This window comes from Pseudomonas sp. AC255 (assembly GCF_979258175.1).
In genome coordinates this window covers 4,269,103-4,295,001 of the sequence record NZ_OZ409841.1, presented here as the reverse complement: position 1 = coordinate 4,295,001, position 25,899 = coordinate 4,269,103, and the positions used below count along the sequence as shown (strand labels likewise).

Sequence of the window (25,899 nt, the reverse complement as noted above, 5' to 3'; positions counted from 1 at the left end):
GAAAAGCCCGCCGATGAGTGATCATCGGCGGGCTTTTTAGTGTTGGGTGATCGTTCCCACGCTCCGCGTGGGAATGCCTCATTGGACGCTCCGCGTCCGCTTCGGCAGGGACGCGGAGCGTCCGGGCTGCATTCCCACGCGGAGCGTGGGAACGATCATACTGGAGGAAATTCGCGGTGCATCTGCTCCAGCAACGCATCCTTGTCCAGCCACAGCTGATTGATCCAGCCCTGGAACTGCAATCTATACTCGCCGTCCTGGTCGTAGTTCTTGCCGATGAATGCCGGCGGGATTTTGATTTCCTCAAAATGCACCACCACATCGCGCACATTGCCGCAGAGCAAATCCCAGAACCCTGGACGCCCCGCTGGATAATGAATCGTCACGTTGACGATCGACTCCAGCTGTTCGCCCATCGCATCCAGCACAAAGGCGATCCCGCCGGCCTTGGGCTTGAGCAGGTACTTGAACGGTGACTGCTGCTGCGCATGCTTGCCTTCGGTGAAGCGTGTGCCTTCGACGAAGTTGAAAATCCCCACCGGGTTATGGCGGAATTTCGCGCAGGTCTTGCGCGTGGTTTCCAGGTCCTTGCCTTTCTTCTCCGGGTGTTTTTCCAGGTACGCCTTGGAGTAGCGCTTCATGAACGGAAAGCCCAGCGCCCACCAGGCCAGACCAATCACCGGCACCCAGATCAGCTCCTGCTTGAGGAAAAACTTCAGCGGTTGGATCTTGCGGTTGAGCACGTATTGCAGCACCAGAATATCCACCCAGCTCTGGTGGTTGCTGGTGATCAGGTACGAGTGCTGATAGTCGAGGCCTTGCAGGCCGCTGACGTGCCAGCGGGTGCGCCGAACCAGATTCATCCAGGCTTTGTTATTGCTGATCCACGCCTCGTGGGTGTGGCTCATCAGCCAACCGGCAATGCGCTGGGTAAAGGCAAACGGCAGGGCCTTGACCAGCGCCACACAGAACAGGAACGAGCACAGCAGAATCGTGTTGAGCGCCAACAGCAGCGAGGCGATCACGCCGCGCACGGGGGCGGGTAGAAAATCCAGCATTTATACATCCATAGGTCGGTTGGCGGCTTGAATCGCGGTGAGCGCGATGGTGTAGACGATGTCATCGACTTGCGCGCCGCGCGGCAGGTCGTTCACCGGTTTGCGCAGGCCTTGCAGCATCGGCCCGAGGCTGACGCAATCGGCGCTGCGTTGTACGGCTTTGTGCGTGGTGTTGCCGGTGTTCAGATCGGGGAACACAAACACCGTGGCGCGCCCGGCGACCTGACTGTTCGGCGCCAGTTGCCGCGCGACGTCGGCGTTGGCGGCGGCGTCGTATTGCAACGGGCCGTCGATCAACAGCGAGTTTTGTTGCTCATGGGCGAGCAGGGTCGCCTCGCGGACTTTCTCGACTTCTTCACCGCGCGCCGATTCGCCGCTGGAATAGCTGATCATCGCCACCCGTGGGGTGATGCCGAATGCGGCCGCCGAGTCAGCGCTTTGCAGGGCGATCTCGGCCAGTTCGACAGCGCTCGGGTGCGGGTTCATCACGCAGTCGCCGTAGACCAGCACTTCTTCCGGGAACAGCATGAAGAATACCGACGACACAAGCGTGCAGCCCGGTGCGGTCTTGATCAGTTGCAAGGCCGGACGGATGGTGTTGGCGGTGGTGTTGATCACACCCGAAACCAGACCGTCGACCTCGTCCAGCGCCAGCATCATGGTGCCGATCACCACGGTGTCTTCCAGTTGTTGCTCGGCCATCGGTGCGTTGAGGCTTTTGCTCTTGCGCAGGGCGACCATCGGCTCGACGTAGCGCTCGCGGATGTGGTCCGGGTCAAGGATTTCCAGACCCGGCGGCAGCACGATGCCTTGGGCACGGGCGACCGCTTCGACGTCTTCGGGTTTGGCCAGCAATACGCAGCGGGCGATCCCGCGTTCCTGACAGATCGCCGCCGCTTGCACGGTGAACGGCTCGCTGCCTTCGGGCAACACGATGCGCTTGTTCGCCGCTTGCGCGCGCTGGATCAATTGGTAGCGGAACACCGCCGGCGACAGGCGCATCTCCCGAGGCGTGCCGCAGCGCTGGTGCAGCCAGTTGGCGTCGAGGTGGCTGGCGACGAAATCAGTGATGATCTCCGCGCGCTCGCGGTCATCGATCGGGATTTCCTTGTTCAGGCCATTGAGCAGATTGGCAGTGTCATACGAGCCGGTGCTCACCGACAACACCGGCAGACCGGCCTGCAAGGCGCCTCGGCACAGGTCCATGATGCGCGGGTCGGGCAGGGTGTCGCTGGTCAGCAGCAGGCCGGCCAGAGGCACACCGTTGATCGCCGCGAGGCTGACGGCGAGGATGATGTCGTCGCGATCGCCCGGTGTCACCACCAGCACACCAGGCTTGAGCAGTTCGACGGTGTTGCGCATGGTTCGTGCGCAAATGATGATTTTGCTCATGCGCCGGGTTTCGTAGTCGCCCGCGTTGAGCACTTGCGCGCCCATCAGGTCGGCGACGTCGCGGGTGCGCGGCGCATTGAGTTCCGGCTGAAACGGGATGCAGCCAAGCAAGCGGAAATCACCGCTGCGCAGCAACGGCGAATGCTCCTTCAGACGCGTGGCGAAGGCGTCCATGCTCTCGTCGGTCTTGACCTTGTTAAGGATCACTCCGAGGACTTTCGGATCTTTCGGGCCACCGAACAATTGAGCCTGAAGCTCGACACGGCCAGAAAGCTCGGCGAGCACTTCGTTTTCCGGCGCCGAGACCAGAATCACCTCGGCATCCAGACTCTTGGCCAGGTGCAGATTGACCCGCGCGGCGTAACTGGCGCTGCGGGTCGGCACCATGCCTTCGACCACCAGCACGTCTTTGCCGACCGCCGCTTGCTGATACAGGGCGATGATTTCTTCGAGCAGTTCGTCGAGCTGACCGTCGCCGAGCATGCGTTCAACGTGCGCCAGGCCTAACGGCTGCGGCGGTTTCAGACCGTGGGTGCGCGCCACCAGTTCGGTGGATCGCTCAGGGCCGGTGTCGCCGGGGTGCGGCTGGGCGATCGGTTTGAAGAAGCCGACTTTGAGCCCGGCGCGTTCAAGCGTGCGCACCAGCCCGAGGCTGATGGAGGTCAGACCCACGCCAAAATCGGTGGGGGCGATAAAAAAGTTTGCATGGGAATTCTCTATGCAAGGGTGTCAGCCTATGTCTGGCCGACTACCGAAATTCAGTCGCCAAGGTTATCGCTAACCGAGCCTTGTGCACACCAACCGCAGGCAAAGGGTTGACCTGTTTTTCAATACGTTGCGCCGGATCCAGGACCCAGGCGCGGGTTTGCCACGGCGGCTGGTGGCGCAGGTGCTGGGTGTGGCCACAGGAAAGCTCGACCACCCAATGGCCTTCTTCGTCCTGATGGAAGCCGGTGATGGTCGAAACCCGTTTGTCCGGGTTGTGGTCGCTTTCACGCGATTGCTTCGCTAAACTTGGCCTTTCTATATTCTTATGCAAAAGGTCTCGCCCCATGCTGATCGCCGCCAATAAGGCTGTCTCCATCGACTATACCCTGACCAACGACGCTGGTGAGGTCATCGACAGCTCCGCCGGCGGCGCTCCGCTGGTTTACCTGCAAGGTGCAGGCAACATCATCCCGGGCCTGGAAAAAGCCCTGGAAGGCAAAGCTGTCGGCGACGAGCTGGAAGTGGCCGTTGAGCCGGAAGATGCTTACGGCGAATACGCCGCCGAGCTGGTCAGCACCCTGAGCCGCAGCATGTTCGAAGGCGTTGACGAGCTGGAAGTCGGCATGCAGTTCCACGCTTCGGCGCCGGACGGCCAGATGCAGATCGTCACCATTCGTGACCTGGACGGCGACGACGTCACCGTTGATGGCAACCACCCTCTGGCCGGTCAGCGCCTGAACTTCAAGGTGAAGATCGTTGATATCCGTGACGCCAGCCAGGAAGAAATCGCTCATGGTCACGTCCATGGCGAAGGTGGCCATCACCACTGATTTTCTGCGCTAAGCTTCGAGTACTGGAGAGGCGCCTGTGGGCGCCTTTTTAGTCCGCGGCTGTCCTTGGTGGCCTCGCCAAGTGGCTGTTTCGAGTAGAACACGAGAATCCTGGAGTTCGGCATGAGTGCTTTTCACGACCTTAAGTTGACCGGCCTGGATGGTCAGGAGCTACCGCTGGCGCCGTTCAAGGGCCAAGTCGTGCTGGTGGTCAACGTGGCCTCCAAATGCGGCTTGACCCCCAGTACGCGGCACTGGAAAACCTCTACCAGCAATACAAGGCCAAAGGCTTCACTGTGCTGGGCCTGCCGTGCAACCAGTTTGCCGGTCAAGAGCCAGGCTCGGAAAAGGAAATCCAGGAATTCTGCAGCCTCAACTATGGCGTGACGTTCCCGTTGGCGAGCAAACTCGAAGTCAACGGCCACGAACGGCATCAGTTGTATCGCCTGCTGGCGGGCGAGGGCGCCGAGTTTCCCGGCGACATCACCTGGAATTTCGAGAAGTTTCTGCTCGGCAAGGACGGCCGGGTGCTGGCGCGGTTCTCGCCGCGCACGGCGCCGGATGATCCGACGATCGTGCATGCGATTGAAAAAGCGCTGGGCTGAAAAGCAGCATCAAAGATCGCAGCCTTCGGCAGCTCCTACAGGGAGAACACCAATCTCGTGTAGGAGCTGCCGAAGGCTGCGATCTTTTGCTTTTCAATCTTTTGATCCTTAATCACCAAAATCAATAATGCTGTTCAGAGCTCTCGACTCTTAATATTATCGGCGTCATATCGATTCATGCCTGTAGCCAACGTTTTCGTGGAGCCTCTCGATGCCTGTTCAAGCCCTGTTCAAACCGTTCCACCTCGGTGCCCTCGAACTGCCGACCCGCGTCGTCATGGCGCCAATGACCCGCTCGTTCTCCCCGGGCGGCGTGCCGAATTCCAAAGTCATCGAGTACTACCGTCGTCGTGCGGCCGCCGGGGTTGGTCTGATCATCACCGAAGGCACCACGGTCGGCCACATCGCGTCCAATGGCTATCCAAACGTGCCGCAGTTTTTCGGTGAAGCGCCGCTGGCCGGCTGGAAAAAGTTGTCGACGCCGTGCACGCCGAGGGCGGCAAGATCGTCCCGCAACTGTGGCATGTCGGCAGCGTACGCCGCCTCGGCACCGAGCCGGACGCCAGCGTGCCGGGCTACGGTCCGTCGGAAAAACTCAAGGACGGTCAGGTCGTGGTTCACGGCATGACCAAACAGGACATTCAGGACGTGATCGCTGCGTTTGCCCAGGCTGCCAAAGATGCGCAAAGCATCGGTATGGACGGTGTGGAAATCCATGGCGCCCACGGCTATCTGATCGACCAGTTCTTCTGGGAAGGCAGCAATCAGCGCAGCGATGAATACGGTGGCAGCCTGGCCAACCGTTCGCGTTTTGCCATCGAATTGATTCAAGCAGTACGCGCGGCTGTCGGTGAGGGTTTCCCGATCATCTTCCGCTTCTCGCAGTGGAAGCAGCAGGATTACACCGCGCGTCTGGTGCAAACACCCGAAGCGCTGAGCGAGTTTCTCAAGCCGCTGTCTGACGCTGGCGTGGACATTTTCCACTGCTCGACCCGACGTTTCTGGGAGCCGGAGTTCGACGGCTCGGATCTGAACCTTGCTGGCTGGACACGCAAGCTGACCGGCAAACCGACCATCACCGTGGGCAGCGTCGGCCTGGACGGCGAGTTCCTGCAGTTCATGGTCAACACCGACAAGGTCGCGCAACCGGCCAGCCTGGAAAATCTGCTGGAGCGTCTGAACAAAGAAGAGTTCGACCTGGTAGCAGTGGGGCGCGCGCTGCTGGTTGATCCAGACTGGGCGCAGAAAGTCCGTGAAGGGCGTGAGCAGGATATTCTGCCGTTCAGTCGTGAGGCGTTGATGACCCTGGTTTAAGCAGCGCCAGTTCGACCTTTTCGCGAGCAGGCTCGCTCCCACCCTCTACTGCATTTCATATGACGGAATGCGGTGTCCATGTGGGAGCGAGCCTGCTCGCGAACGCTGTTTCTATGTCGACGCAAATCTATGGTTGTGTCTGAGCCCCAGGCACCACCAACTCCCCCACACAAGCCCCCCGCAAATACCCCTCGAATTGCTCGATAATCGCCGCCCAGCCCTGGCGACTGCCATGCTGCCGCGCATTCAGCCGCACACAACGCAACCGTTCATCTTCCTCCAGCAACCACGCCGCCGCTTCGCAAAACGCCTGCTCATCGCCGGGCATTGCCGAAACGCCGTTGTAGCCATGGCGAATATGCTGCGCCGCCGCTGCCTGGTCATAAGCAATAACGCCAAGTCCCGAAGCCAGGGCTTCCAGCACCACATTGCCGAAAGTTTCGGTGAGGCTGGGAAATACAAACAGATCCCCTGAGGCATAGTGCGCCGCCAGTACTTCACCCCGCTGCGCGCCGCAGAAGATCGCTTCCGGCAATTCTTTTTCCAGCGCCGAACGCTGCGGGCCGTCACCGACCACGATCAGCTTCAGATGGCGCTGTGGATAAGTCTCACACAGGGTTTCAAAGCAGCGTTTGAGCAGGCCCAGATTTTTCTCCGGGGCGAGCCTTCCTACGTGGATGACCGCGATATCCGTGTCAGAGAGCCCCCATTGCTCACGCAACGCGCTCTGACGTTTGCTCGGATGAAACAACTGGCTGTCCACACCCCGCGACAACAACGCCAGCCGCTCGAAATGCCGCCGCTCCAACTCCAGGCGCTGACTGGCGCTCGGCACCAAAGTCATTGCCGAACGATTGTGAAACCAGCGCAGGTAGTGGGTAAGCATCCGCGTCAGCAGACCGAGGCCGTACTGGCTGGTGTATTGCTGGAAGTTGGTGTGAAAGCCGCTCACCACCGCAATCCCCAGGCGCCGTGCGGCGCGCAGTGCTGACAATCCCAGCGGGCCTTCCGTGGCGATGTACAGCACATCGGGGCGCTGGCGTTTCCAGCGCCGCAGCAGTTTATGCATCGACGACTGGCCCCATTGCAGCCCCGGATAGCCCGGCAGCGGCCATCCGCGACACAGCAACAGTGCATCGTCTTCGCTGCGTTGTGGATCACCGGCCTGGCGCGGGCGCACCAGCTCCACCTGATGCCCTCGTGCGCGCAAACCCTCGCACAAGCGGCCAAGGGTATTGGCCACGCCGTTGATTTCCGGTGGGAAGGTTTCGCTGATGAGGGTGATATGTAGAGCTGTCGTCATGACCTCAGTGTCGGCTGAGGCCATGTCGACGTTGTGACATTTGGATGATGGATTTGTGACGCGGTCAGTGCTGTATCACCAGATTTTCGGCACCACGTTCACGCACCCAGAACAACGTCGCCCCGGCTACCGCCGCCGGCATCATCAGGATGTTGACCACCGGAATCAGCAACACCAGATAGACGATCCCGCCAAAACTCATGCTCTGCCAGCGCTTCTGCCGCAGCCAGGCGAGCATCTCGTTCCAGCCGAGTTTGTGGTTGTCCGCCGGGTAGTCGATGTACTGGATGGCCATCATCCACACGCCGAACAGCAGCCATAACGGCGCGGCGACGATATTTACCACCGGGATAAACGAAAGAATAAACAGACCTATCGCACGCGGCAGGAAGTAGCCGAGCTTGCGCATTTCCCGGGAAAGGGTGCGCGGGATCATCGCGATCAGTTCGCCCCAACTGAACGCCGGGAAATCATCGGTACCGCGCACCACCACTTCGACTTTTTCCGCAAGGAAGCCGTTGAACGGTGCGGCAATGATGTTGGCGAGCATGGTGAAGGTGAAAAACACCATCAAGGCCACGAGGACCACGAACAGCGGCCAGAGGATATAGCTGAGGAAACTCAGCCATTCAGGCAACGACGGCATCAGCGTGTCGACCCACAGGCTGAACTGGTGGCCGGCCAGATAGATCAATCCGACGAACAGCACCAGGTTGATAGCCAGCGGCAACAACACGAACAGGCGCAGGCCAGGGCTCAGGACCAGTTTGAGGCCTTCGCGCAGGTATTGCGGGCCTGACAGAACAGGGGCGGGCATAAGGTGCTCCGAAGCAAGGGAAAACGCGCCGACGTTACCGGCTTTGCCACAGCGGCGAAAGCGCGGCAGAGCAATCGACATTCACTGTAACAAAGAGGTCTATCTCGTCAGCGTCTCGGCATAGAGACCACCTATGAGCTGGATTGTTAAACCGTATTTCCTTAATCTTGCCCCCCTCGATACGCTGCACCCAACTTTTTACAGGACTGTCGAGTTCAAGCCTTCCCCAAGGTGTCCACGGTCCTTTTTTATTCCGCCGGCCGTCCGGCGTCCGCGCCAGATTTTTTCATGGCCGGCCAACAGGAGCAGATTCATGTCTGAAGTCCGTCATTCGCGAGTGATCATTCTCGGTTCCGGCCCCGCCGGTTACAGCGCTGCGGTCTACGCGGCCCGCGCCAACCTCAAGCCACTGCTGATCACCGGCATGCAGGCTGGCGGTCAACTGACCACCACCACCGAAGTCGACAACTGGCCGGGTGATGTTCATGGTCTGACCGGCCCGGTGCTGATGGAGCGCATGCGCGAGCACGCCGAGCGTTTCGAGACCGAGATCGTTTTCGATCACATCAACGCCGTGGACTTCGCTGCCAAGCCGTACACCCTGACCGGCGACAGCGCGGTTTACACCTGTGATGCTCTGATCATCGCCACCGGCGCCAGCGCTCGCTACCTGGGCCTGCCGTCGGAAGAAGCGTTCATGGGCAAAGGCGTGTCCGCCTGCGCGACCTGCGACGGTTTCTTCTACCGCAACAAGCCGGTCGCTGTGGTTGGCGGTGGCAACACCGCTGTCGAAGAAGCGCTGTACCTGGCCAACATCGCCAGCACCGTGACTCTGATCCACCGTCGCGAAACCTTCCGCGCCGAGAAGATCCTGATCGACAAGCTCAACGCCCGTGTGGCTGAAGGCAAGATCATCCTCAAGTTGAACGCCAACCTGGACGAAGTCCTCGGCGACAACATGGGCGTCACCGGTGCGCGTCTGCGCAATAACGATGGCAGCTTCGACGAAATCAAAGTCGACGGCGTGTTCATCGCCATCGGCCACACCCCGAACACTTCGCTGTTCGAAGGCCAGTTGACCCTGAAAGACGGTTACCTGGTTGTGCAGGGCGGCCGCGAAGGCAATGCGACGGCCACCAGCGTCGAAGGCATCTTCGCTGCCGGTGACGTGGCTGACCACGTTTACCGTCAGGCCATCACCTCGGCCGGCGCCGGTTGCATGGCGGCACTGGACACCGAGCGCTACCTGGACGGCCTGCAGAACGCCACGTTCTAAGACCGCAGGGCACAAAAAAACCGGCCAGATTGGCCGGTTTTTTTGTGCCCAAGATTCGCAGTCGCTACGCATCCAGTGTGGGAGCAAGCCTGCTCGCGAAGCGGTGTATCAGTCGACATCTTCGATGAATGTCAGTCCGTCTTCGCGAGCAGGCTCGCTCCCACAGGGGGTATGTGTGGTTGTTGGGATCAGCGGCGGGTCAGGGGTTGTGCGGTGAATTTCACCCCGGCCAGGCCGTGCTTGATCAACGCGCGGATATTGCTGTGATCGCTGCCCTCAGGCGTCGCCAGCACCGAACGGTAATGCTCGCCGAACGCCAGCAGCGCTTCTTCATCACTCAGACCTTCCAGCAGTGCCAGACCCAGGGTCTTGCAGGAGCCTTCGTTCTGCCCGGCAGCGTTTTCCACGCCGCCGTTGTTGAACGCTTGCGGCTGGTAGTCGTAACCGGTGGCGATGAACGCCAGGGTGTCGGCGAAAGCATGCTCGCCACTCTTGAGGCTGGCGCGCAGGGTGTTCAGATCAGTCATTGGGTTTTCCTTTGGCAAACGCCGCTTGCTGTTCGGCGCTGGCTTCTTGCTGGTATTGGGCTTTCCACTCGGCGTAGGGCATGCCGTACACCACTTCGCGGGCGTCATCGAGGCTGACATCGATCTGGCGTTGGTCGGCTTCGGCCTTGTACCACTTCGACAGGCAGTTGCGGCAGAACCCGGCAAGGTTCATCAGGTCGATGTTCTGCACGTCCTTGCGGCTGTCGAGGTGGGCGACCAGTCGGCGAAAGGCGGCGGCTTCGAGTTCAAGGCGTTGTTGATCAGTCATGGGGGTCTCTTCGAGACAGCTTCAAGCGGCAAGCTTCAAGCTGCAAGATGGGTGTCTGTGAGCAAAGTTTACAGCTTGCGGCTTGAGGCTTGAAGCTAGCGGCTCGCTGCGAGCGTAATCGATACCGATTCGGCGAAGCGCAGCGCGTGGGGCTTGTCGACTTCGACTTCGGCGTACAGCACCGATGCATTGGTCATCACCAGGTCGAGCAATTCCTGAGTCAGGCGTTCGAGCAGCGCGAAGCGGTTGCCTTCGACGTGGGCGATGATTGCCTTGGTGATGGTGCGGTAATTCAGCGCATGGTCGATATCGTTGTCGCGCACCGCCTCCTGCGCTGCGTACAGAATGGTCAGGTTGATCAGCACATCCTGCTTGTTGAGGATTTCGTCCTCGTTGATGCCGATAAAGGTGCGCAGGCGCAGATCCTTGACCCGGATGCGCGCCATTCCCGGTTGAAGTTGTGGCATTGATTTGCTCCGTCCAGTCTATTGCAGGCGTTCAGGTGGATCTTACTCGACTCGCGGCTGAAGCGGGACGGCCTATTTGACGTGCCGTCCGCCGTTGACGGTGAGGGTCGTGCCGGTGACATAGGGATTGTCGAGCAGATAGCGCAGGCTCTGGTAGATCACCTCGCAGCCGGGCTCGATACCCAACGCGGACTTGGCCAGCGCCTTGCTGCGGTAGGCGGCGTCATCGTCGGGGTTGAACAATAGCAGCGCCGGAGCGATGCCGTTGACCTTGATGGCAGGCGCAAAGCGCGAGGCAAACGACAGGGTCAGACTGTCGAGCCCGGCCTTGCTGGCGCAATAACCGATGTGCTTGCTGCTGCCCTTGCGGGTGACATCGTCGCTGATGTGGATGATGTCGGCAGGCGTCGAGCGCTGCAGCAACTCGGCGCAGTGCAGGTTGATCAGGTAAGGCGCGAGCATGTGAATGTTGAACATGCGATTGAAGGCTTGTGCTTCGCTGCCTTGGGTTTCCGCCAGCCATTCGGAGGCGTTGTGCACAATCGCGCGCAAAGTGTCGGTGTGCGCTTTCAGTGAATCAATGAAGGCCAGTATTCCTGCCTCACTGGAAAAATCCGCGAACAGCGCTGTCGCGCCAAGATCGCGAAGGGCCTGTACGCCCGGTCGCTCGGTGCGGTAAGTGAAAATCAGCGGGTGGCCATCCTCGATCAAGCGCTGCGCGCAGTGCAAACCGACACGCTGGCCGGCGCCGGTGATGAGGATCGGGGCTGCGGAATCTGGCATGGGCGGCTCGCATCGCGGTGGAAGCGAAAACTATAACAGGCTCGCCGCCCGCTGCGGATCAGCGATTCTGCGCCGACGGTGCGCCAGCCAATGGCCTCGTCGGCGTGCTGTTCAACCAGTTCGCCAGCAGACGCGTCGACAACGGGATGAAGAAATACACCATCAGCGGCGTCAGGCACGCCGTGCCGATCAAGATGCGCGGCAACAGGCTCAGCTCAGCGAGCAGCGGGCCGAGGGCAAAGTTGAATATCAGCGACACTGGAAAAAACGCCAGCCAGATCGCCACGGCCTGTTTCCAGCGCGGCGGGCGTTGGCCGGCAGCACCAAACCAGCCTTCAATGCCGCTGACCCGGTGCTCTTTAGGATGTTCGAACAAATCGCTGCCGCGGTTAAGCCAGGCGGTACGCGACGCCGAGTATTCCCACGCATGCAGGGTCTGCTCATCGACAAAGCGAAAGATGATCTGGAATTCGTTGTCACCGGGCGGTGGCGCGAGGACGCCGGAGCCGAGGTAGCCGGGGAAGTCGGTGGCCAGTTGCTCGCCTTCGCGCAACCAGGCGATAAGATCGTGATAACGGCCATCAGCGACGCGACGCGCTACCATTAGCGTGACGGGGGAAGTAGACATTTTGTATCTCCGTATTTCGAGTGCGTCGCTCCGGGTAAGAACTTCGCCTGACGCAAGCCGGGGTAGAGGCTTGCGCTTTACAACAAGCAAGGATTATTCCTGAATTTGCCGATTAAACCAGCCACTTTCGTCGCAGATCACTACTTGAAGGTTTCCAGTCCATCATGTTTAAAATGGGATCCAATGAACCGACATGGAAGTTGACCGCCAGATGCCTGTAATCACGGACCCTCGCCCGGCTTCGACAGCACTCGGCACGATCGAGCGCGAAGAGCTTTTCCCCATCCGCGAAGTGGCGCGCCTGACTGGCGTCAACCCGGTGACCCTGCGTGCCTGGGAGCGCCGTTACGGACTCATCCAGCCGACGCGCACCGAAAGCGGGCATCGTTTGTATTCAATGAACGATATCGAGCGCGTGCGCAGCATTGTCGACTGGATCGATCGCGGCGTGGCCGTGAGCAAAGTCGGCAAGATCCTGGCGAAAACAGAGCCTCTGAAGGTGTTGGCAAACTTCATCCCCGATGACCATGTGCAGGCCGATTACAAGCAATGGCAGGAGCAGGTTCAGCAGGCGGTCAGTGCGTTCGACGATCAGCAGCTGGATCGCGTCTACGGGCAGATTTTCTCGTCGTACGCGCTGCCGGTGGTGTTCGAAGCCATTCTGATGCCGTTGTGGCGTCAACTGCTGCAGCGCCAGGACGCTTTCGGGCAAACCAGCGAATGGTTGTTTCTCGACGGATTTCTCAGGGTGCGTGTACTGCAGCGCATTGTCATGTTGCGGGGTGCGCAACCGCGTCGGGTGATTGTCAGCGCGCTCGCGGGGCAGTGCAGAGAGCTTGAGTTGCTGGTCGCGGCGCTGTTTCTCAGCGGCAACGATTCTGGCGTGCGGGTGCTGACCACGGGCCAGCCGTTCGATGAATTGACGCTGGTCTGCGAAAAGGTCAAGCCTGACGCACTTGTACTGTTTTCCAATCATGCCCCCGGTCCAGAGCTGCCCCGGCGCCTGAATCGTCTGGCACTGAGCCTCGATTGCCAATTGATGTTGGCCGGCGATGCCTCGGAACTGGCCGAAGACAGTCTGGCCGGTTCATCCGTTGCATGTCTGGGGAATGAGGGCGCAACGATGCGTCAACGCATGAAGCAATTCATGGCAGGCAAGCTGGATACCTGAGACTCAGGCGTGCAGGGCGGGGTGGGTCAGGCGATGCTGTTGAAGGATGAACTGGCGCAGGCGCTCGGTTTCGTCGGCATCGGTCTGGCTCAGTTCGTAAGCGAAGAAACCTTGCTCGGTTTCACGCTCGAAATGGCCGCGCAACGAGATGCGCTCATAACCGGAAGGGCTGAACCACAGGGCGAAGTGTTTCGGTGGTTTGGTCTTGTTGCGCACTTCCAGCAACACACCTTTGTGCGACACCTCGTGCACCCACAGCGTGCCGGGCTGGCCTTTGGCGTTTTCCAATGCCACCGGCTCCTCGAGTACGAGACGCCATGGGCGCACCATCGGCCCGTCTTCGTAGATGCTCGGCACCCCGAGACGCAGATGCAGCGCGTGGAACTCGTCTTCCACCAGATGCAGCGGGAAAGTCATCTGTTGATTTTCGAAGTTGGCCTGGATCGTCACTTGCTCGTGAGCAGCCAGACGTGTCAGCAGGTCACGGATCTGCGAACCACCATTAACCAGCAGACTCGACGTCGCATCCCGCACGTTCAGTTGCGGGTTGTGCTGCATTGTCTGGATGAAATCCAGCTCGTCCTGGGTGAGGAGGGCGTCGCGCTGCATGGCTAACTCGAAGTGAATAGTTACAAAGTCATTGGTGATTGTAGTTAATGACCGTCAGTTCGCGGTTTTGTTTGCGCCGTTCGTCGCTTTGAGTGCCGCCAGCTCGCTTTGCAGCGCCGCCACCTGAGCTTCCAGCTGTGCAACCCGCTGCTGCGCCTTCACCTGGACCGTCACATCCTTCTGCACGCCGATGAAATAAGTCTGCCCGTCCTCGGCATTCTTTACCGTCGACAATGACAATTCGTTCCAGAACGGCGTGCCATCCTTGCGGTAGTTGCGCAGAACCTCACGACACGAGCCGCCTTCGCGCAATGTGTCGCGAATCGGTTGCAGACTGAGTTGATCACGGTCCCCAGCCTGGAGGAAACGACAGTCCTGATAAAGGATCTCTTCGCTGGTATAACCGGTCATGCGCTCAAAGGCGGGGTTGACGTAGATAAGAATGTTATCTCGATCACCTTCCTTTTCGGCGACGACGATTCCTTCGTTTGAAGCATTGATCACCATTTGCAGCAGACGGGCGTTGATCATCCGAGAATCCCTTCCGTTATGTCAGTGGCAGGCATTCTAGAAGAAAGCCGCGGACTGTCTATAGGCCATCCGCTTGCATTGAGAGCCAATCGCAACTTCGCGGCATGGGCTGTTACTATCGCGGCTCTTTTTTTCAGTTCCAGGATCAGATTGATGAAAGTCGCCATCCTCTCAGGTTCAGTCTACGGCACCGCCGAAGAAGTCGCCCGCCACGCCCAGGACCTGCTGAAAGCCGCCGGCTTTGAAACCTTCTACAACTCGCGGGCCGCGCTGGCCGATATTCAGGCGTTCGCTCCTGAGGCTCTTTTGGCCGTCACTTCGACCACTGGCATGGGCGAGCTGCCGGACAACCTGCAACCGTTGTATTCGATGCTGCGCGATCAGTTGCCTGCTTCGTTGCGGGGCCTGCCCGGCGCGGTGATCGCCCTCGGTGATGCCAGCTATGGCGACACCTTCTGCGGCGGTGGCGAGCAGATGCGCGAACTGTTTGCCGAACTGGGCGTAAACGAGGTTCAGGAAATGTTGCGCATCGACGCCAGCGAAAGCGTCACGCCGGAAACCGATGCCGAGCCGTGGCTGGCGCAGTTGATCGAAGCGCTCAAGGGCTGATTGCGGGCAATAATCGCTGCACCTTATAAGCGTTGTTGCATTGCAACGGATCCAGGCTGTTTGCCCGGCTGACTCGTTCAGTCATCAAGCTGGCTGCCAATGCAACTACGCGATGCCCTGCGCCTGACTAGACTGCTTACACGAGCAGAACAAGAAGAACGCAGAGGTGCATACAGTGAGCGTAGCCCCCGTCCAATCGTCGCCGAACGTCAAAGATCAGGTCAGCGCTGCCGAGTGGCAGACCCGCGTTGATCTTGCCGCCTGTTACCGTCTGGTGGCGCTGCACGGCTGGGACGATCTGATCTTCACGCATATCTCGGCCAAGGTGCCCGGCACCGAAGATTTCCTGATCAATCCGTTTGGCCTGATGTTCCACGAGATTACCGCCTCAAGCCTGGTGAAAGTCGATCAGGCCGGCAACAAACTCATGGACAGCCCCTACGAAATCAACCCCGCCGGCTACACCATTCACAGTGCCGTCCACGAAGTTCGCCACGATGTGGTTTGCGTGCTGCATACGCACACTGCGTCAGGCGTTGCGGTGTCGGCGCAAAGGCAGGGGGTGTTGCCGATCAGTCAACAGTCGTTGTTCGTGCTGTCGAGCCTGGCCTATCACGCCTACGAGGGCGTGGCCCTGAATCATGAAGAAAAGGCGCGCCTGCAAGCCGATCTTGGTGACAACAGTTTCCTCATGCTGCACAACCACGGTCTGCTCACCTGCGGCGGGACTATCGCCGACACTTTTCTGATGATGTTCACCTTCCAGCGTGCCTGCGACATTCAGGTCATGGCGCAAACCGGAGGTGCCGAACTGATCGCCATCGAACCGCAGATTCTCGCCGGCGCCAAAGCGATGATTGCCGGCGTCACCAAGAGCGCGCAGGGCATGGGTGGCGCGCTGGCGTGGCCGGCGCTGCTGCGCAAACTCGACCTGCAGGATCCGGGGTATAAATTCTAATGCCACTTGCCGAGATTCCTTTGTGTGTCTGGCGCAAGCGCAGCCGGACTTTGTCTTTCGTGGCCAGTCGATCCGCTACTGGACAGTCGGGCAGGGTGAACCGTTGCTGTTGATTCACGGTTTCCCCACCGCCAGTTGGGATTGGCATTACCTGTGGCAGCCACTGGCCCAGCGTTATCAGGTGATCGCCTGCGATATGCTCGGTTTCGGCGATTCGGCAAAACCGCGCAATCACACCTATAGCCTGCTGGAACAGGCCGATCTGCAACAGGCGCTGCTCGCCCATCTGCAGGTTGAACAAGCGGTGCATATTCTTGCCCACGACTATGGCGACAGCGTTGCTCAGGAACTGCTCGCGCGGCACTACGAAAAGCGCATTGAAGTGGCCAGTTGCGTATTCCTTAATGGCGGTCTGTTTCCGGAAACCCATCGTCCACTGCTGATGCAGAAACTGCTGCTCAGTCCGATTGGCTGGCTGCTTGGTCGCGCATTCAGTCGTGAGGCGTTGGTCAAAGGTTTCCGGCAGATCTTCGGCCCGCAGACCCAGCCGACTGAAAGCGAACTGGATGATTACTGGAGTCTGGTCGACAGCAACCATGGCCCGCGCATCCTGCATAAATTGATCACTTATATCCCCGAGCGCCGGGTGCAACGTGAGCGCTGGGTGACGGCCATGCAGCAGGGTGACATTCCCTTGCGGGTGATCGACGGCGCATTTGACCCGATCTCCGGCGTGCACATGGTCGAGCGATATCGCGAACTGATCCCTGATGCAGACACCGTGCTGTTGCCAGGCATCGGCCACTATCCGCAAACCGAGGCGCCGGTGCTGGTACTCAAGCACTATCTGGCGTTCCGCGATCGTCTGGTATTGCCTCCGCGCAAAGTGGCGTACTCCTGATTCTCGCCGAGAGCACGGGCTCTCGGCGTCCTGACACTCGATCATCCCTCAGCCTTATCGCGCACCATTCAGCCGCAGCCGTGTTCGTTGTGACCCAAAGCGCCGTGCCTGACACTCGGGGCAATATCCCTTGGCCTGCTGGAGTTGCCGCGATGAATGAACCTGTGCGTTTCGAAGATAAAGTCGTGATAGTGACCGGCGCCGGTGGCGGCCTCGGTCGTGCGCATGCGCTGCTGTTCGCCAGACAGGGCGCCAAAGTGCTGGTCAACGATCTCGGTGGCTCGACGCAGGGCGAGGGCGCCAACGCTTCGGCTGCCGACCGCGTAGTGGCGCAAATCCGCGAGGCCGGCGGTATTGCCGAAGCCAACCACGACTCGGTGACTGACGGCGACAAACTGGTACAGAACGCCCTTGATGCCTTCGGCCGCGTCGACGTCGTAGTCAACAACGCCGGGATCCTGCGCGACAAGTCGTTTCACAAGATGGACGACGCCGACTGGGATCTGGTCTATCGCGTCCACGTCGAAGGCGCCTACAAGGTTACCCGTGCCGCCTGGCCGCATCTGCGCGAGCAAAACTACGGTCGCGTGATTTTCACTGCATCGACTTCAGGCATCTATGGCAATTTCGGCCAGTCCAACTACGGCATGGCCAAGCTCGGGCTGTACGGGTTGACCCGAACGCTGGCGATCGAAGGGCGCAAGAACAACATTCTGGTCAACGCCATCGCCCCGACCGGCGGCACGCGCATGACCGAGGGCCTGATCCCGCCGCAAGTATTCGAGCAACTGAAGCCGGAACTGGTCAGCCCGCTGGTGGTGTATCTGGCCAGCGAGCAATGCCAGGAAACGTCCGGCCTGTTCGAAGTCGGCGGCGGCTGGATGGGCAAGGTGCGCTGGGAACGCAGCCTCGGTGCCGGCTTCGATCCGCGCGAGGGGTTCTCGCCGGAAGACGTCGCGGCGCACTGGCAGCAGATTTGTGATTTCGAAGGGGCGGCGCATCCGAAGGACAATATTGAAGCGTTGAAGGAAATGATGGCGAATTTGCAGAAGTATTCGATTTGAAGGTAACGGAGCCACCAGCCTTCGCGGCTGGTGGCTCCAGTTTTCAAATGTATCTTTGTTCTGTCATGAACTTGGGCGGCTTCCAGTTAGGTCCTTTGATAGCGAGGCCCTTTTCCCCCTCCAGCAAAATCCCGGCAGCGAAGAGCCGAGAGTACGACGCTTCCAGGGTCCCATACTCGTTGATCAGGTCTCGATTGTGGCGTCTGATCATCATGTCCAGATGTGGCGTTGCCTGAAGTAACGCGAACACAGTGACTATGTCATTTCATCTCCAGTCTCGTCTGGGTTGAAACCACGCCCGCTGTGCTTTCCCTTTTCGGTTGCCCCCGTATAAGGACTGCTGAACACCACATAAAGCGGCTCTATCCCCGAATCAGCCGGAAAAACGATGATGAATCGATCCCAGCGTTCGACCAGGATCGGGTTCAGATCCAGCCGCCCTTCAATCGGAACAACGGAAGCGCCGGAATAGGCGGGCGAACCGGTATCCACTATTGGCAAGGCGGTCGATTGGTCTCCCGGCGAGATAGCCGGAGTCCAGGTCAGCAAGTCGGTGGGCGAGTTCGATAGCGCGACCTGGTATACGTCGTTGAGCAAATCGTATGCGGCATTGAGGACCATCACACTTGAGCGAATATGGAAGTCATCACTCGTAGCGACGAACACTTGCGTGCCAGCCCCGAGTCGCCTGACCCCTAGCCCGACCTGCATCTCCAAAGTGCCCTGCCGGTCTGCGATTTCACGCAGCGTCTCGGCCGGCTCGGACGACAACTCGGCCAGTGGAACGCTCATCGCAAAGCGTTCGCCGTTGCCCAGAGGTGACGGCATCAACAGTGCTGCGAATCCCATCAGTACCGGACTGCCGAACAGCGTCGAGCCCGTCGCTGTCAGGGTCGCTTTTGCCGTACGTAGCGCATTGAGTATTCCCGCCGAGGTAGCCGGGCCGAGCGGGACGGCTGTCGAAGCGAAAGAAACGGCCGGGCCGTTGCGGGCCACTGCTCCATAAGCCGGAAAGACATGCTTGCGTTCCTCCTGTAACCGAGCCTGTTCTGCCGCATTGGCCAGCGCCGCTGCTTCAGCTTTGGCTTGTGCCTCGGCCTGGGCGATTTTCAACTCAGCCAGCCGCTCTTTCTTCCGAGCTTCAGCCTCAGCATTCAGGCGCGCGGTCTCAGCCGCCAGTCGAGCCTGTTCGGTATCCCGACGCTGTTTCTCCGCCAACGCGGCCAGACGCGCCTGTTCGCGTACGCGGATTTCTTCCTGCTCCCGGCGCACCGCTTCGGCAATGTCACGCTGGCGCGGATCCAGTTCTAACGGTGGAGGCTTTGGCATATTCATATCCTTGTGAATGTGCGTTTTCACTCGCTCGAAAGTGCGCACGGGTGGCGATGACATCCGTGTCACCAGCGAATGGTTGAGGTGTTTCAAGTTACATCAGAGTGGCGGTAATCAAATCCGAGAAGCCCGTCGGTAACAGGGCGTTATGTCGAAAGGGTTTTCGCGGGTTTTCATCGATGCAGAGGGAATTCGTCCGAGCTTCGAAGAAATGTCTGACGCGCTGATCGGAAGCGCTCCCGAACCGCTAACCAGCCTTTTTAAACGCCCATAAAAAAGGCCGCTGCAAACGCAGCGGCCAAGGTAAGACGTTGGATCAAGGAGCTACAAATCAACGTCAGTGAACAGCGGGGCGGTAAACCGAAAACATCGATTTATCCAGAATCTGTAGCCAGTCGCTCGCGATTCAGCGTGGCGAGCTTGGCGCTTTGCGGCGTGTACCGAGGAAAGCGCGCTCAGAATAAGGTCTCAAGCCTGTAGGAAAAATACCGATTCCAGACATGCACTGTTACGGGGCGCGCAACAGTGGCGTGCGCATGGATGGCGCTGATGACGCGCTATCCAGCCAGTCCATGAACCGCCCCAGGCCCCGCCGTACAAGGCCATTCATCCTTTCGAGCGACAACGCAAATACCTCCTTGGTGCGCTTATCGACCGCTTCACCCGGCAGTAGGGTGGGGCCTTCTGTCACTCACCGGGGAAGACGCATGACAAAAACAACAATGCGCGCCATCTTCACACCGCAGGCGCTGGCCGCTGCGGTGGCTCTGGGTTGCTGCACCCAGACGCAAGCGGTCGCCTTCAACATCGGCGAAATCGAAGGCACCTTCGACTCGTCACTTTCGGTCGGCGCGAGCTGGGGTCTGCGCGATGCCGACAACTCGCTGGTCGGCACGGTCAATGGCGGCAGCGGACAATCGTCCACCGGTGATGACGGGCGCCTGAATTTCAAGAAGGGCGAAACCTTTTCGAAGATCTTCAAGGGTATCCACGACCTCGAACTGAAGTACGGCGATACCGGCGTGTTTGTGCGGGGCAAATACTGGTACGACTTCGAACTCAAGGACGAAGACCGCGAGTTCAAACAGATCAGCGACAGCGGCCGCAAGGAAGGCGCCAAGTCTTCCGGCGCGCAGATCCTCGATGCCTTCGTTTATCACAACTACGCTATCGCTGATTTGCCCGGCACCGTGCGGGCCGGCAAGCAGGTGGTGAGCTGGGGCGAAAGTACCTTCATCGGCAACTCGATCAACAGCATCAACCCGGTTGATGTCTCGGCATTCCGCCGTCCCGGTGCCGAGATCAAGGAAGGCCTGATTCCGGTGAACATGCTGTTTGGTTCGCAGAGCCTGACCGACAAACTCTCGGTCGAAGGCTTCTACCAACTGGAGTGGGACCAGACCGTTCTCGACAACTGCGGCACGTTCTTCGGCGTCGACGTGGCGGCGGACGGTTGCAACAACGGCTACACCGTCGGCAGCCCAGCGGTGGCGCCACTGGTGCCGCTGACCACCGCGTTCGGCCAAGGCATCCAGGTCACCCGGGAGGGCGTGGTGATCCCCGTGGCGGCGATCGTGATGCGCGCGATTCCGGGCAGTGGGGCACGGCGCTGCGCTGGCTCGGCGACGACACCGAGTACGGCCTCTACTTCATGAACTACCACAGCCGTACGCCGACGGTCGGCACCACTACGGCGGGGCTGTCGACACTGGCGGCGTTGCCAGGCATGGTCGGCATTGCCAACGGACTCGCGCCCGGCAGTGGTGCCGGGCTGGCGCAAAGCGTGATGCTCGGGCGCGGTCAGTATTACCTCGAATACCCGGAAGACATTCGTCTGTACGGCGCCAGTTTCTCCACCACGCTGCCCACCGGCACCGCGTGGACCGGCGAGATCAGCTACCGGCCGAACGCGCCGGTGCAGGTCAACACCAACGACCTGACCCTGGCGCTGGTCAACCCGATTGCCGGCGGCACCGCATCGCCACTCGCCACTTCGCCGGGTGCCGACAACAAAGGCTACCGGCGCAAGGAAGTCACGCAAATCCAGAGCACCCTCACACACTTCTTCGATCAGGTGCTCGGCGCCGAACGCTTGACCGTGGTCGGCGAAGCAGCGGTGGTGCATGTCGGTGGTCTGGAGTCACGCAGTGAGCTGCGTTATGGCCGTGATTCGGTCTACGGCCAGTATGGTTTCGGCGGCGATACCGACGGCTTCGTCACCTCGACTTCTTGGGGCTATCGCGCCCGGGCGATTCTCGATTACGCCAACGTCATCGGTGGGATCAACCTCAAGCCCAACCTGTCGTGGTCGCACGACGTCGCCGGTTACGGCCCCAACGGCCTGTTCAACGAAGGTGCGAAAGCCGTGAGCTTCGGCGTCGATGCCGACTACCGCAACACCTACACCGCGAGCCTGAGTTACACCGACTTTTTCGGTGGCGACTACAACGTCCTCGAAGACCGTGACTTCGTGGCCCTGAGCTTCGGCGTGAACTTCTGATCTGCCCGAGAAGGATGACTGCAATGCGCAAAACGATTCTGCAATGTGGCGTGCTGGCCTTGAGTCTGCTGGCCGCCAACGTGATGGCGGCGGTGTCGCCGGATGAAGCGAACAAGCTCGGCACCAGCCTGACCCCGCTCGGCGCCGAGAAGGCCGGCAATGCGGACGGTTCGATTCCGGCCTGGACCGGCGGCATCCCGAAAAACGCCGGTGCGGTGGACAGCAAGGGCTTCCTCGCCGACCCGTTTGCCAACGAAAAACCGCTGTTCACCATCACCGCCGCGAACGTCGAGCAGTACAAAAGCAAGCTCTCCGATGGCCAGGTGGCGATGTTCAAACGCTACCCGGAAACCTACAAGATCCCGGTTTACCCGACCCACCGCACCGTGGGGGCGCCGGCGGAAATCTATGAGTCGGCCAAGCGCAGCGCGCTGAACGTCAACGCGATCAACGACGGCAACGGCCTGGCCAATTTCACCGGCAACCGCTACTACGCCTTCCCGATTCCGAAGAACGGCGTCGAGGTGCTGTGGAACCACATCACCCGCTACCACGGTGGCAATCTGCGGCGGATCATCACCCAGGTCACACCGCAGACCAACGGCAGTTACACGCCGATCCGCTTCGAGGAAGAGATCGCCGTGCCGCAACTGATGAAAGACATCGACCCGGAAAAAGCCGCCAACGTGCTGACCTTCTTCAAGCAATCGGTGACCGCCCCGGCGCGGCTGGCCGGTAACGTGCTGCTGGTGCACGAAACCCTCGATCAGGTGAAGGAACCGCGTCTGGCGTGGATCTACAACGCCGGTCAGCGCCGCGTACGGCGCGCGCCGCAAGTGGCCTATGACGGCCCGGGTACAGCGGCCGATGGCCTGAGGACTTCCGACAACTTCGACATGTTCTCCGGTGCTCCGGATCGCTATGACTGGAAACTGGTCGGCAAGAAGGAAATGTACATTCCCTACAACAGCTACAAGCTCGACTCGCCGAAGCTCAAGTACGACGACATCGTCAAGGCCGGGCACATCAATCAGGACCTGACCCGTTACGAACTGCACCGCGTCTGGGAAGTGATCGGCACGGTGAAACCGAACGAGCGGCACATCTACGCCAAGCGCCACATGTACATCGACGAGGACAGCTGGCAAGTGGCACTGGCCGATCACTACGACGGTCGCGGGCAACTGTGGCGCGTTGCCGAAGGTCACGCGCAGTACTACTACGATCATCAGGCTCAGGCTTACACGCTGGAAGCGCTCTACGACATCATTGCCGGCCGCTACATTGCGTTGGGCATGAAGAACGAAGAGAAGCACAGCTTCGAATTCGGTTTTGAAGCCAAGGCTGCCGATTACACACCTTCGGCCCTGCGCGCCGAGGGCGTGCGCTAACGGCTCTGCTGTACCGCTGGACAAAAGGCGACCGCACGGTCGCCTTTTTTATGGCCATCAATCAGCGTGCTGAATACTCGTCAACAAGGGCGCGGGAGAGGGCTAGGGTGAGCGCACAACGATAAGAAGGCTCACCCGATGACCGCCATGACCCCGTGCCTGGATCGACCCGGATTTTTGCCGAGGCTTTCTTCACATCATCAGCCTCGCAGTCGCTTGACTGCGCCTTTGCTGACATCGAACGCACGGGTCAGGCTGTTGTGCGCGTCGGCAGGCAGTGGCAAAACCGTACTGCTCACCGAATGTCTTCTTCAGGTGCGCGCGGAGTGCGAGGCAATCTGGCTGCCGCTGGCGGGAGCAGCGCTCAGCGCCGATGAATTTCGCCTGCGTCTGACGCGGGCGCTCGGGCTGGTCGAAGGCCTTGACGATACGCAGCTGATGGCGGAGCTGGCCCATTGGTCGAGGCCGACGTCGCTGTTTATCGACGATTACAGTCGGCTGCCGGATCCGGCTGTGGATGCTCTGCTGGATCGCTTGCTGGCGGTCAGCAGCCCGGCGCTCACCTGGTGGATCAGCACTCGCCGCCGGCCGCAGTGCAACTGGCCGCGCCTGTTGCTAGATGACGAACTCTACGAATTCGAGAGCGCCAGCCTGGCGCTGACTCACGATGAAGTTGTATCGGTGTTGCACCATTTGCCGCTTGACCAGGCGGACCGCGTCGCCACCCGTATCATCCAGCGTACTGGCGGTTGGTGCGCGGGGGCGCGCATGGCGCTCCTGCAGAAATGCGACTGGTCGCAAAACCTGCAACCGCAGCAGCGTGTCGACACTCTGCTCGATTATCTGCAGCACGAACTGTTCAGCAACCTGACGCCGGAGCAGGACGAGGCATGGCGTGTGCTGGCTCACCTGCCACGGTTCAATGCGCCGCTTTGCGAGCATTTGTTCGGCGCCGGCGAAGGCGCGCGGCTGCTGCACGATCTGCAGGTGTTGGGCTGCTTTATCGAGCCATGGCAGCAATCCGCTGACTGGCTCCAGGTGTTCCGCCCGCTGTCGCGAATCATCCAGGAGTCGCACTGGCCGTGTGCGCGTTCCTGGCACCGGCGCGCCTGTCAGTGGTTCAGCGCGACGCAGGATTGGCGAGCGGCGTTCGAGCAAGCGTTGTTGGCCGAGGAATACGAAACTGCCGTCAGCCTGTTGCAGCATTTCGGCTTCGAAGACTTGTTCGAAGACCAGACCGTCGTCCTGCTGTTGCGTTTGCACGAGCAGCAAAGCCAGCAGCTGACCCTGATGACACCACAGCTGATCGTGCTGGTCACGGGCGCCTTATTGTTTGCCGGCCGGTTCGAACAGGCCGGGCAATGCCTGGCTCATCTCGGCCGCTTCATGCCGCAGCCGACAGCGCAACTGGAGCAGCAACTGCTGGCCCGCTGGCAGGCGCAACAGGGATGGCTGTTTCACCTGCAAGGGCAAATGGAGTCGGCACGCGCCTGCTTTCAGGAGGCTTTGTCTGCACTGGCTGACGATGCCTGGCAGGCGCGTTTGATGTGCCTGTCGGGACTGACCCAGCAGGCGTTACTGTGCGGCGAGCTGGATCAGGCCCATGCCCTCAACCGCGAAGCGCTGTGTCTGGCGCGTGCTCACGGCTCCTTGCTGTTTGAAGGGTTGCTTGAGCTTGACCATGCGCAATGGCTCGAGCAGCGAGGCGCGCCTTTGCGTGCGGAAAGCCTGCTGGTGGAGATCGAGCACTTGCTGCGCCAGCGCGCCACGCTGCCCGTGCCGCTGCTCGGCCGGATTGCCCTGCGGCGTGGACGACTGGCGCTGTGCATGGGCCTTGAAGAGCAGGCTGCGCAGTTGTTCAGCGAAGGCCTTGAAGATTGCTTGCGCAGCCACGACAAGCGGGTCTTGTATGGTTATCTGGGGCAGGCGCAACTGGCCGGCAATCGCGGCGATTATGCCTGCGCTTTCGAACGCCTGCGCGAGGCCGAAAGGGTCATGCAGCAACGGCAGATTCCCGATACGGTCTATCGCGGTGTTGTGTTGCAGGTGAGCAGCCAGTTCTGGTTGCAGCAGGGCCGACCGCATCTTGCGCAAGAAGCGTTGAGCCGACTGTTACGGCATTACCGGGGACCTTCGGCGTTGCAGGCGCCACCCGCGACGTTCGAACTGATTATTCGCATCGAATACCTGCTGGCCTGCGCGAATGCGCAATCGGTCCCGGACGAAAGCGCTCTGCCAACCATTGAGCGATTGTTGAAGCGCGCTCAGGCCAAAGGCATGTTGGCGGCGGAAACGGAGCTGTTGCTGGCCTTCGCCCAGTTGGCCGAAGCGCACGGTGACACGGTAGCGGCGCAGCAAGCGTTCCAGCGAGCCGCAACGCTGGCGGAGCGTTGCCGATTGCAGCAAGCCGTGCGCGAGTGGGAATTACGCCGAGGTAGCCTCACTGGGTCTGGCAAGGAGGTTTCTGCCTGGCCACGGGAAAACGATGATCAGGCGCCTGGCCTCAGTCGGCGCGAACGCGAAGTGCTGATGTTGATTGCTCAAGGGGCTTCTAATCAGCAAGTTGCCGAGCAACTGTTTATTTCATTACATACAGTAAAAACCCATGCGAGGAGGATTAACGGTAAGTTGGGTGTAGAACGCAGAACCCAGGCTGTGGCGAAAGCCAAGTTGATGGGGATACTGGTTTAGTTTTGTAAATTTCAGTAGCACAACATGGTGTTCGTTGTTGGGTGGCATGTTTTGTAATTTGTTCGAGCTTCATGTCGGCTGAAAAAGAAACTACCTTGCAATTATCGGCGGTGGCTGCACTTGCAGCTCTGGATAATCAAGTAAG

Annotated in this window: 20 protein-coding genes and 5 pseudogenes; 12 read left to right on the top strand and 13 right to left on the bottom strand. The window is 60.0% G+C overall.

Annotation, left to right across the window (positions count from 1 at the left end; translation table 11 throughout):
• Positions 1 to 155 precede the first annotated feature (155 nt).
• From ACZZ0K_RS19525 to ACZZ0K_RS19515, 3 genes and pseudogenes are all read right to left on the bottom strand, one after another.
• Positions 156 to 1,058 carry an acyltransferase gene (locus ACZZ0K_RS19525; protein WP_150742793.1) on the bottom strand — a complete coding sequence of 301 codons (903 nt, stop codon included), beginning with the start codon at positions 1,056 to 1,058 and terminating at the stop codon, positions 156 to 158.
• Positions 1,059 to 3,170, bottom strand: coding sequence for a phosphate acetyltransferase (pta, locus tag ACZZ0K_RS19520; RefSeq protein WP_463559792.1), 2,112 nt, complete (start codon positions 3,168 to 3,170; stop codon positions 1,059 to 1,061).
• Positions 3,171 to 3,208: 38 nt separating this feature from the next.
• Positions 3,209 to 3,534 (bottom strand): annotated as a pseudogene (locus ACZZ0K_RS19515) (DUF3565 domain-containing protein).
• Between ACZZ0K_RS19515 and ACZZ0K_RS19510 the strand changes: the two are divergent.
• The 3 genes and pseudogenes from ACZZ0K_RS19510 to ACZZ0K_RS19500 all read left to right on the top strand — a co-directional run bounded on the left by ACZZ0K_RS19510 (position 3,503) and on the right by ACZZ0K_RS19500 (position 5,907).
• Complete coding sequence (locus ACZZ0K_RS19510; RefSeq protein WP_056782966.1) at positions 3,503 to 3,988, top strand: FKBP-type peptidyl-prolyl cis-trans isomerase; 486 nt, start codon at positions 3,503 to 3,505, stop codon at positions 3,986 to 3,988. The pseudogene ACZZ0K_RS19515 and the gene ACZZ0K_RS19510 overlap by 32 nt on opposite strands.
• A 123-nt stretch (positions 3,989 to 4,111) precedes the next feature.
• Positions 4,112 to 4,593 (top strand): annotated as a pseudogene (locus ACZZ0K_RS19505) (glutathione peroxidase).
• A gap of 211 nt (positions 4,594 to 4,804) precedes the next feature.
• Positions 4,805 to 5,907, top strand: a pseudogene (locus ACZZ0K_RS19500) (NADH:flavin oxidoreductase).
• Positions 5,908 to 6,034: 127 nt separating this feature from the next.
• Here ACZZ0K_RS19500 and ACZZ0K_RS19495 read toward each other — a convergent pair.
• Entirely contained in the window at positions 6,035 to 7,234 is a 1,200-nt protein-coding gene (locus ACZZ0K_RS19495) for a glycosyltransferase family 4 protein (protein WP_252868813.1), read from the bottom strand.
• 40 nt (positions 7,235 to 7,274) lie between these two features.
• Positions 7,275 to 8,027 (bottom strand): sulfate transporter CysZ, encoded by a 753-nt coding sequence (gene cysZ, locus ACZZ0K_RS19490; RefSeq protein WP_038861129.1) that lies wholly within the window; start codon positions 8,025 to 8,027, stop codon positions 7,275 to 7,277.
• Positions 8,028 to 8,340: 313 nt separating this feature from the next.
• On the opposite strand from cysZ, the gene trxB reads away from it, so the two are divergent.
• On the top strand, positions 8,341 to 9,303 hold the full coding sequence (gene trxB / locus ACZZ0K_RS19485; protein WP_016771656.1) for a thioredoxin-disulfide reductase: 963 nt from the start codon (positions 8,341 to 8,343) through the stop codon (positions 9,301 to 9,303).
• A gap of 188 nt (positions 9,304 to 9,491) precedes the next feature.
• Here trxB and ACZZ0K_RS19480 read toward each other — a convergent pair whose 3' ends face one another.
• The 5 genes from ACZZ0K_RS19480 to ACZZ0K_RS19460 all read right to left on the bottom strand — a co-directional run bounded on the left by ACZZ0K_RS19480 (position 9,492) and on the right by ACZZ0K_RS19460 (position 11,997).
• Positions 9,492 to 9,830 (bottom strand): HopJ type III effector protein, encoded by a 339-nt coding sequence (locus ACZZ0K_RS19480; RefSeq protein WP_258707610.1) that lies wholly within the window; start codon positions 9,828 to 9,830, stop codon positions 9,492 to 9,494.
• A complete protein-coding gene (locus ACZZ0K_RS19475; RefSeq protein ID WP_042607649.1) occupies positions 9,823 to 10,119 on the bottom strand; it encodes a DUF1244 domain-containing protein in 297 nt (98 codons plus the stop codon). The genes ACZZ0K_RS19480 and ACZZ0K_RS19475 overlap by 8 nt, the downstream gene beginning before the upstream one ends.
• Positions 10,120 to 10,214: 95 nt before the next feature.
• Positions 10,215 to 10,586, bottom strand: a complete 372-nt coding sequence (gene folX, locus ACZZ0K_RS19470) for a dihydroneopterin triphosphate 2'-epimerase (protein ID WP_016771653.1) — start codon at positions 10,584 to 10,586, stop codon at positions 10,215 to 10,217.
• Positions 10,587 to 10,658: 72 nt separating this feature from the next.
• Complete coding sequence (folM, locus tag ACZZ0K_RS19465; RefSeq protein WP_258707611.1) at positions 10,659 to 11,369, bottom strand: dihydromonapterin reductase; 711 nt, start codon at positions 11,367 to 11,369, stop codon at positions 10,659 to 10,661.
• A gap of 58 nt (positions 11,370 to 11,427) precedes the next feature.
• Positions 11,428 to 11,997 carry a putative antibiotic biosynthesis monooxygenase gene (locus ACZZ0K_RS19460; protein WP_041477999.1) on the bottom strand — a complete coding sequence of 190 codons (570 nt, stop codon included), beginning with the start codon at positions 11,995 to 11,997 and terminating at the stop codon, positions 11,428 to 11,430.
• 211 nt (positions 11,998 to 12,208) lie between these two features.
• On the opposite strand from ACZZ0K_RS19460, the gene ACZZ0K_RS19455 reads away from it, so the two are divergent.
• Positions 12,209 to 13,168: a MerR family transcriptional regulator gene (locus ACZZ0K_RS19455; protein WP_095180389.1), complete on the top strand. Its 960-nt coding sequence runs from the start codon at positions 12,209 to 12,211 to the stop codon at positions 13,166 to 13,168.
• 3 nt (positions 13,169 to 13,171) lie between these two features.
• Here the strand turns inward: ACZZ0K_RS19455 and ACZZ0K_RS19450 are convergent, their stop codons facing one another.
• The gene (locus ACZZ0K_RS19450) at positions 13,172 to 13,777 is read right to left on the bottom strand and encodes a hypothetical protein (RefSeq protein WP_024011639.1); all 606 of its coding nucleotides are present in this window, start codon (positions 13,775 to 13,777) and stop codon (positions 13,172 to 13,174) included.
• A gap of 54 nt (positions 13,778 to 13,831) precedes the next feature.
• Positions 13,832 to 14,308 carry a PAS domain-containing protein gene (locus ACZZ0K_RS19445; RefSeq protein ID WP_041478000.1) on the bottom strand — a complete coding sequence of 159 codons (477 nt, stop codon included), beginning with the start codon at positions 14,306 to 14,308 and terminating at the stop codon, positions 13,832 to 13,834.
• A 153-nt stretch (positions 14,309 to 14,461) separates the two neighbouring features.
• On the opposite strand from ACZZ0K_RS19445, the gene ACZZ0K_RS19440 reads away from it, so the two are divergent.
• The 4 genes and pseudogenes from ACZZ0K_RS19440 to ACZZ0K_RS19425 all read left to right on the top strand — a co-directional run bounded on the left by ACZZ0K_RS19440 (position 14,462) and on the right by ACZZ0K_RS19425 (position 17,840).
• Positions 14,462 to 14,917: a flavodoxin gene (locus tag ACZZ0K_RS19440; RefSeq protein ID WP_236169713.1), complete on the top strand. Its 456-nt coding sequence runs from the start codon at positions 14,462 to 14,464 to the stop codon at positions 14,915 to 14,917.
• 175 nt (positions 14,918 to 15,092) lie between these two features.
• The gene (locus ACZZ0K_RS19435; protein ID WP_024011642.1) at positions 15,093 to 15,875 is read left to right on the top strand and encodes a class II aldolase/adducin family protein; all 783 of its coding nucleotides are present in this window, start codon (positions 15,093 to 15,095) and stop codon (positions 15,873 to 15,875) included.
• Positions 15,875 to 16,776 (top strand): annotated as a pseudogene (locus ACZZ0K_RS19430) (alpha/beta fold hydrolase). The gene ACZZ0K_RS19435 and the pseudogene ACZZ0K_RS19430 overlap by 1 nt, the downstream one beginning before the upstream one ends.
• A gap of 152 nt (positions 16,777 to 16,928) precedes the next feature.
• The gene (locus ACZZ0K_RS19425) at positions 16,929 to 17,840 is read left to right on the top strand and encodes an SDR family oxidoreductase (RefSeq protein ID WP_041478004.1); all 912 of its coding nucleotides are present in this window, start codon (positions 16,929 to 16,931) and stop codon (positions 17,838 to 17,840) included.
• A gap of 255 nt (positions 17,841 to 18,095) precedes the next feature.
• On the opposite strand, the gene ACZZ0K_RS19420 is transcribed toward ACZZ0K_RS19425, so the two are convergent.
• Positions 18,096 to 19,169, bottom strand: a complete 1,074-nt coding sequence (locus ACZZ0K_RS19420) for an S-type pyocin domain-containing protein (protein WP_258707612.1) — start codon at positions 19,167 to 19,169, stop codon at positions 18,096 to 18,098.
• 710 nt (positions 19,170 to 19,879) lie between these two features.
• Between ACZZ0K_RS19420 and ACZZ0K_RS19415 the strand changes: the two are divergent.
• The 3 genes and pseudogenes from ACZZ0K_RS19415 to ACZZ0K_RS19405 all read left to right on the top strand — a co-directional run bounded on the left by ACZZ0K_RS19415 (position 19,880) and on the right by ACZZ0K_RS19405 (position 25,754).
• Positions 19,880 to 21,672: pseudogene (locus ACZZ0K_RS19415) on the top strand (DUF1302 domain-containing protein).
• A gap of 23 nt (positions 21,673 to 21,695) precedes the next feature.
• The gene (locus tag ACZZ0K_RS19410) at positions 21,696 to 23,063 is read left to right on the top strand and encodes a DUF1329 domain-containing protein (RefSeq protein WP_039759308.1); all 1,368 of its coding nucleotides are present in this window, start codon (positions 21,696 to 21,698) and stop codon (positions 23,061 to 23,063) included.
• 138 nt (positions 23,064 to 23,201) lie between these two features.
• On the top strand, positions 23,202 to 25,754 hold the full coding sequence (locus tag ACZZ0K_RS19405; RefSeq protein ID WP_258707613.1) for a LuxR C-terminal-related transcriptional regulator: 2,553 nt from the start codon (positions 23,202 to 23,204) through the stop codon (positions 25,752 to 25,754).
• Positions 25,755 to 25,899 lie beyond the last annotated feature (145 nt).

Bases quoted from the DNA above. Each gene is read 5' to 3' on its own strand.
- trxB (WP_016771656.1), top strand. From the start codon at position 8,341: ATGTCTGAAGTCCGTCATTCGCGAGTGATCATTCTCGGTTCCGGCCCC.
- ACZZ0K_RS19480 (WP_258707610.1), bottom strand. From the start codon at position 9,830: ATGACTGATCTGAACACCCTGCGCGCCAGCCTCAAGAGTGGCGAGCAT.
- cysZ (WP_038861129.1), bottom strand. From the start codon at position 8,027: ATGCCCGCCCCTGTTCTGTCAGGCCCGCAATACCTGCGCGAAGGCCTC.
- ACZZ0K_RS19525 (WP_150742793.1), bottom strand. From the start codon at position 1,058: ATGCTGGATTTTCTACCCGCCCCCGTGCGCGGCGTGATCGCCTCGCTG.
- ACZZ0K_RS19475 (WP_042607649.1), bottom strand. From the start codon at position 10,119: ATGACTGATCAACAACGCCTTGAACTCGAAGCCGCCGCCTTTCGCCGA.
- ACZZ0K_RS19405 (WP_258707613.1), top strand. From the start codon at position 23,202: ATGACCGCCATGACCCCGTGCCTGGATCGACCCGGATTTTTGCCGAGG.
- ACZZ0K_RS19440 (WP_236169713.1), top strand. From the start codon at position 14,462: ATGAAAGTCGCCATCCTCTCAGGTTCAGTCTACGGCACCGCCGAAGAA.
- ACZZ0K_RS19420 (WP_258707612.1), bottom strand. From the start codon at position 19,169: ATGCCAAAGCCTCCACCGTTAGAACTGGATCCGCGCCAGCGTGACATT.
- ACZZ0K_RS19460 (WP_041477999.1), bottom strand. From the start codon at position 11,997: ATGTCTACTTCCCCCGTCACGCTAATGGTAGCGCGTCGCGTCGCTGAT.
- ACZZ0K_RS19410 (WP_039759308.1), top strand. From the start codon at position 21,696: ATGCGCAAAACGATTCTGCAATGTGGCGTGCTGGCCTTGAGTCTGCTG.
- ACZZ0K_RS19455 (WP_095180389.1), top strand. From the start codon at position 12,209: ATGCCTGTAATCACGGACCCTCGCCCGGCTTCGACAGCACTCGGCACG.
- ACZZ0K_RS19445 (WP_041478000.1), bottom strand. From the start codon at position 14,308: ATGATCAACGCCCGTCTGCTGCAAATGGTGATCAATGCTTCAAACGAA.
- ACZZ0K_RS19450 (WP_024011639.1), bottom strand. From the start codon at position 13,777: ATGCAGCGCGACGCCCTCCTCACCCAGGACGAGCTGGATTTCATCCAG.
- folX (WP_016771653.1), bottom strand. From the start codon at position 10,586: ATGCCACAACTTCAACCGGGAATGGCGCGCATCCGGGTCAAGGATCTG.
- ACZZ0K_RS19510 (WP_056782966.1), top strand. From the start codon at position 3,503: ATGCTGATCGCCGCCAATAAGGCTGTCTCCATCGACTATACCCTGACC.
- ACZZ0K_RS19495 (WP_252868813.1), bottom strand. From the start codon at position 7,234: ATGGCCTCAGCCGACACTGAGGTCATGACGACAGCTCTACATATCACC.
- ACZZ0K_RS19425 (WP_041478004.1), top strand. From the start codon at position 16,929: ATGAATGAACCTGTGCGTTTCGAAGATAAAGTCGTGATAGTGACCGGC.
- folM (WP_258707611.1), bottom strand. From the start codon at position 11,369: ATGCCAGATTCCGCAGCCCCGATCCTCATCACCGGCGCCGGCCAGCGT.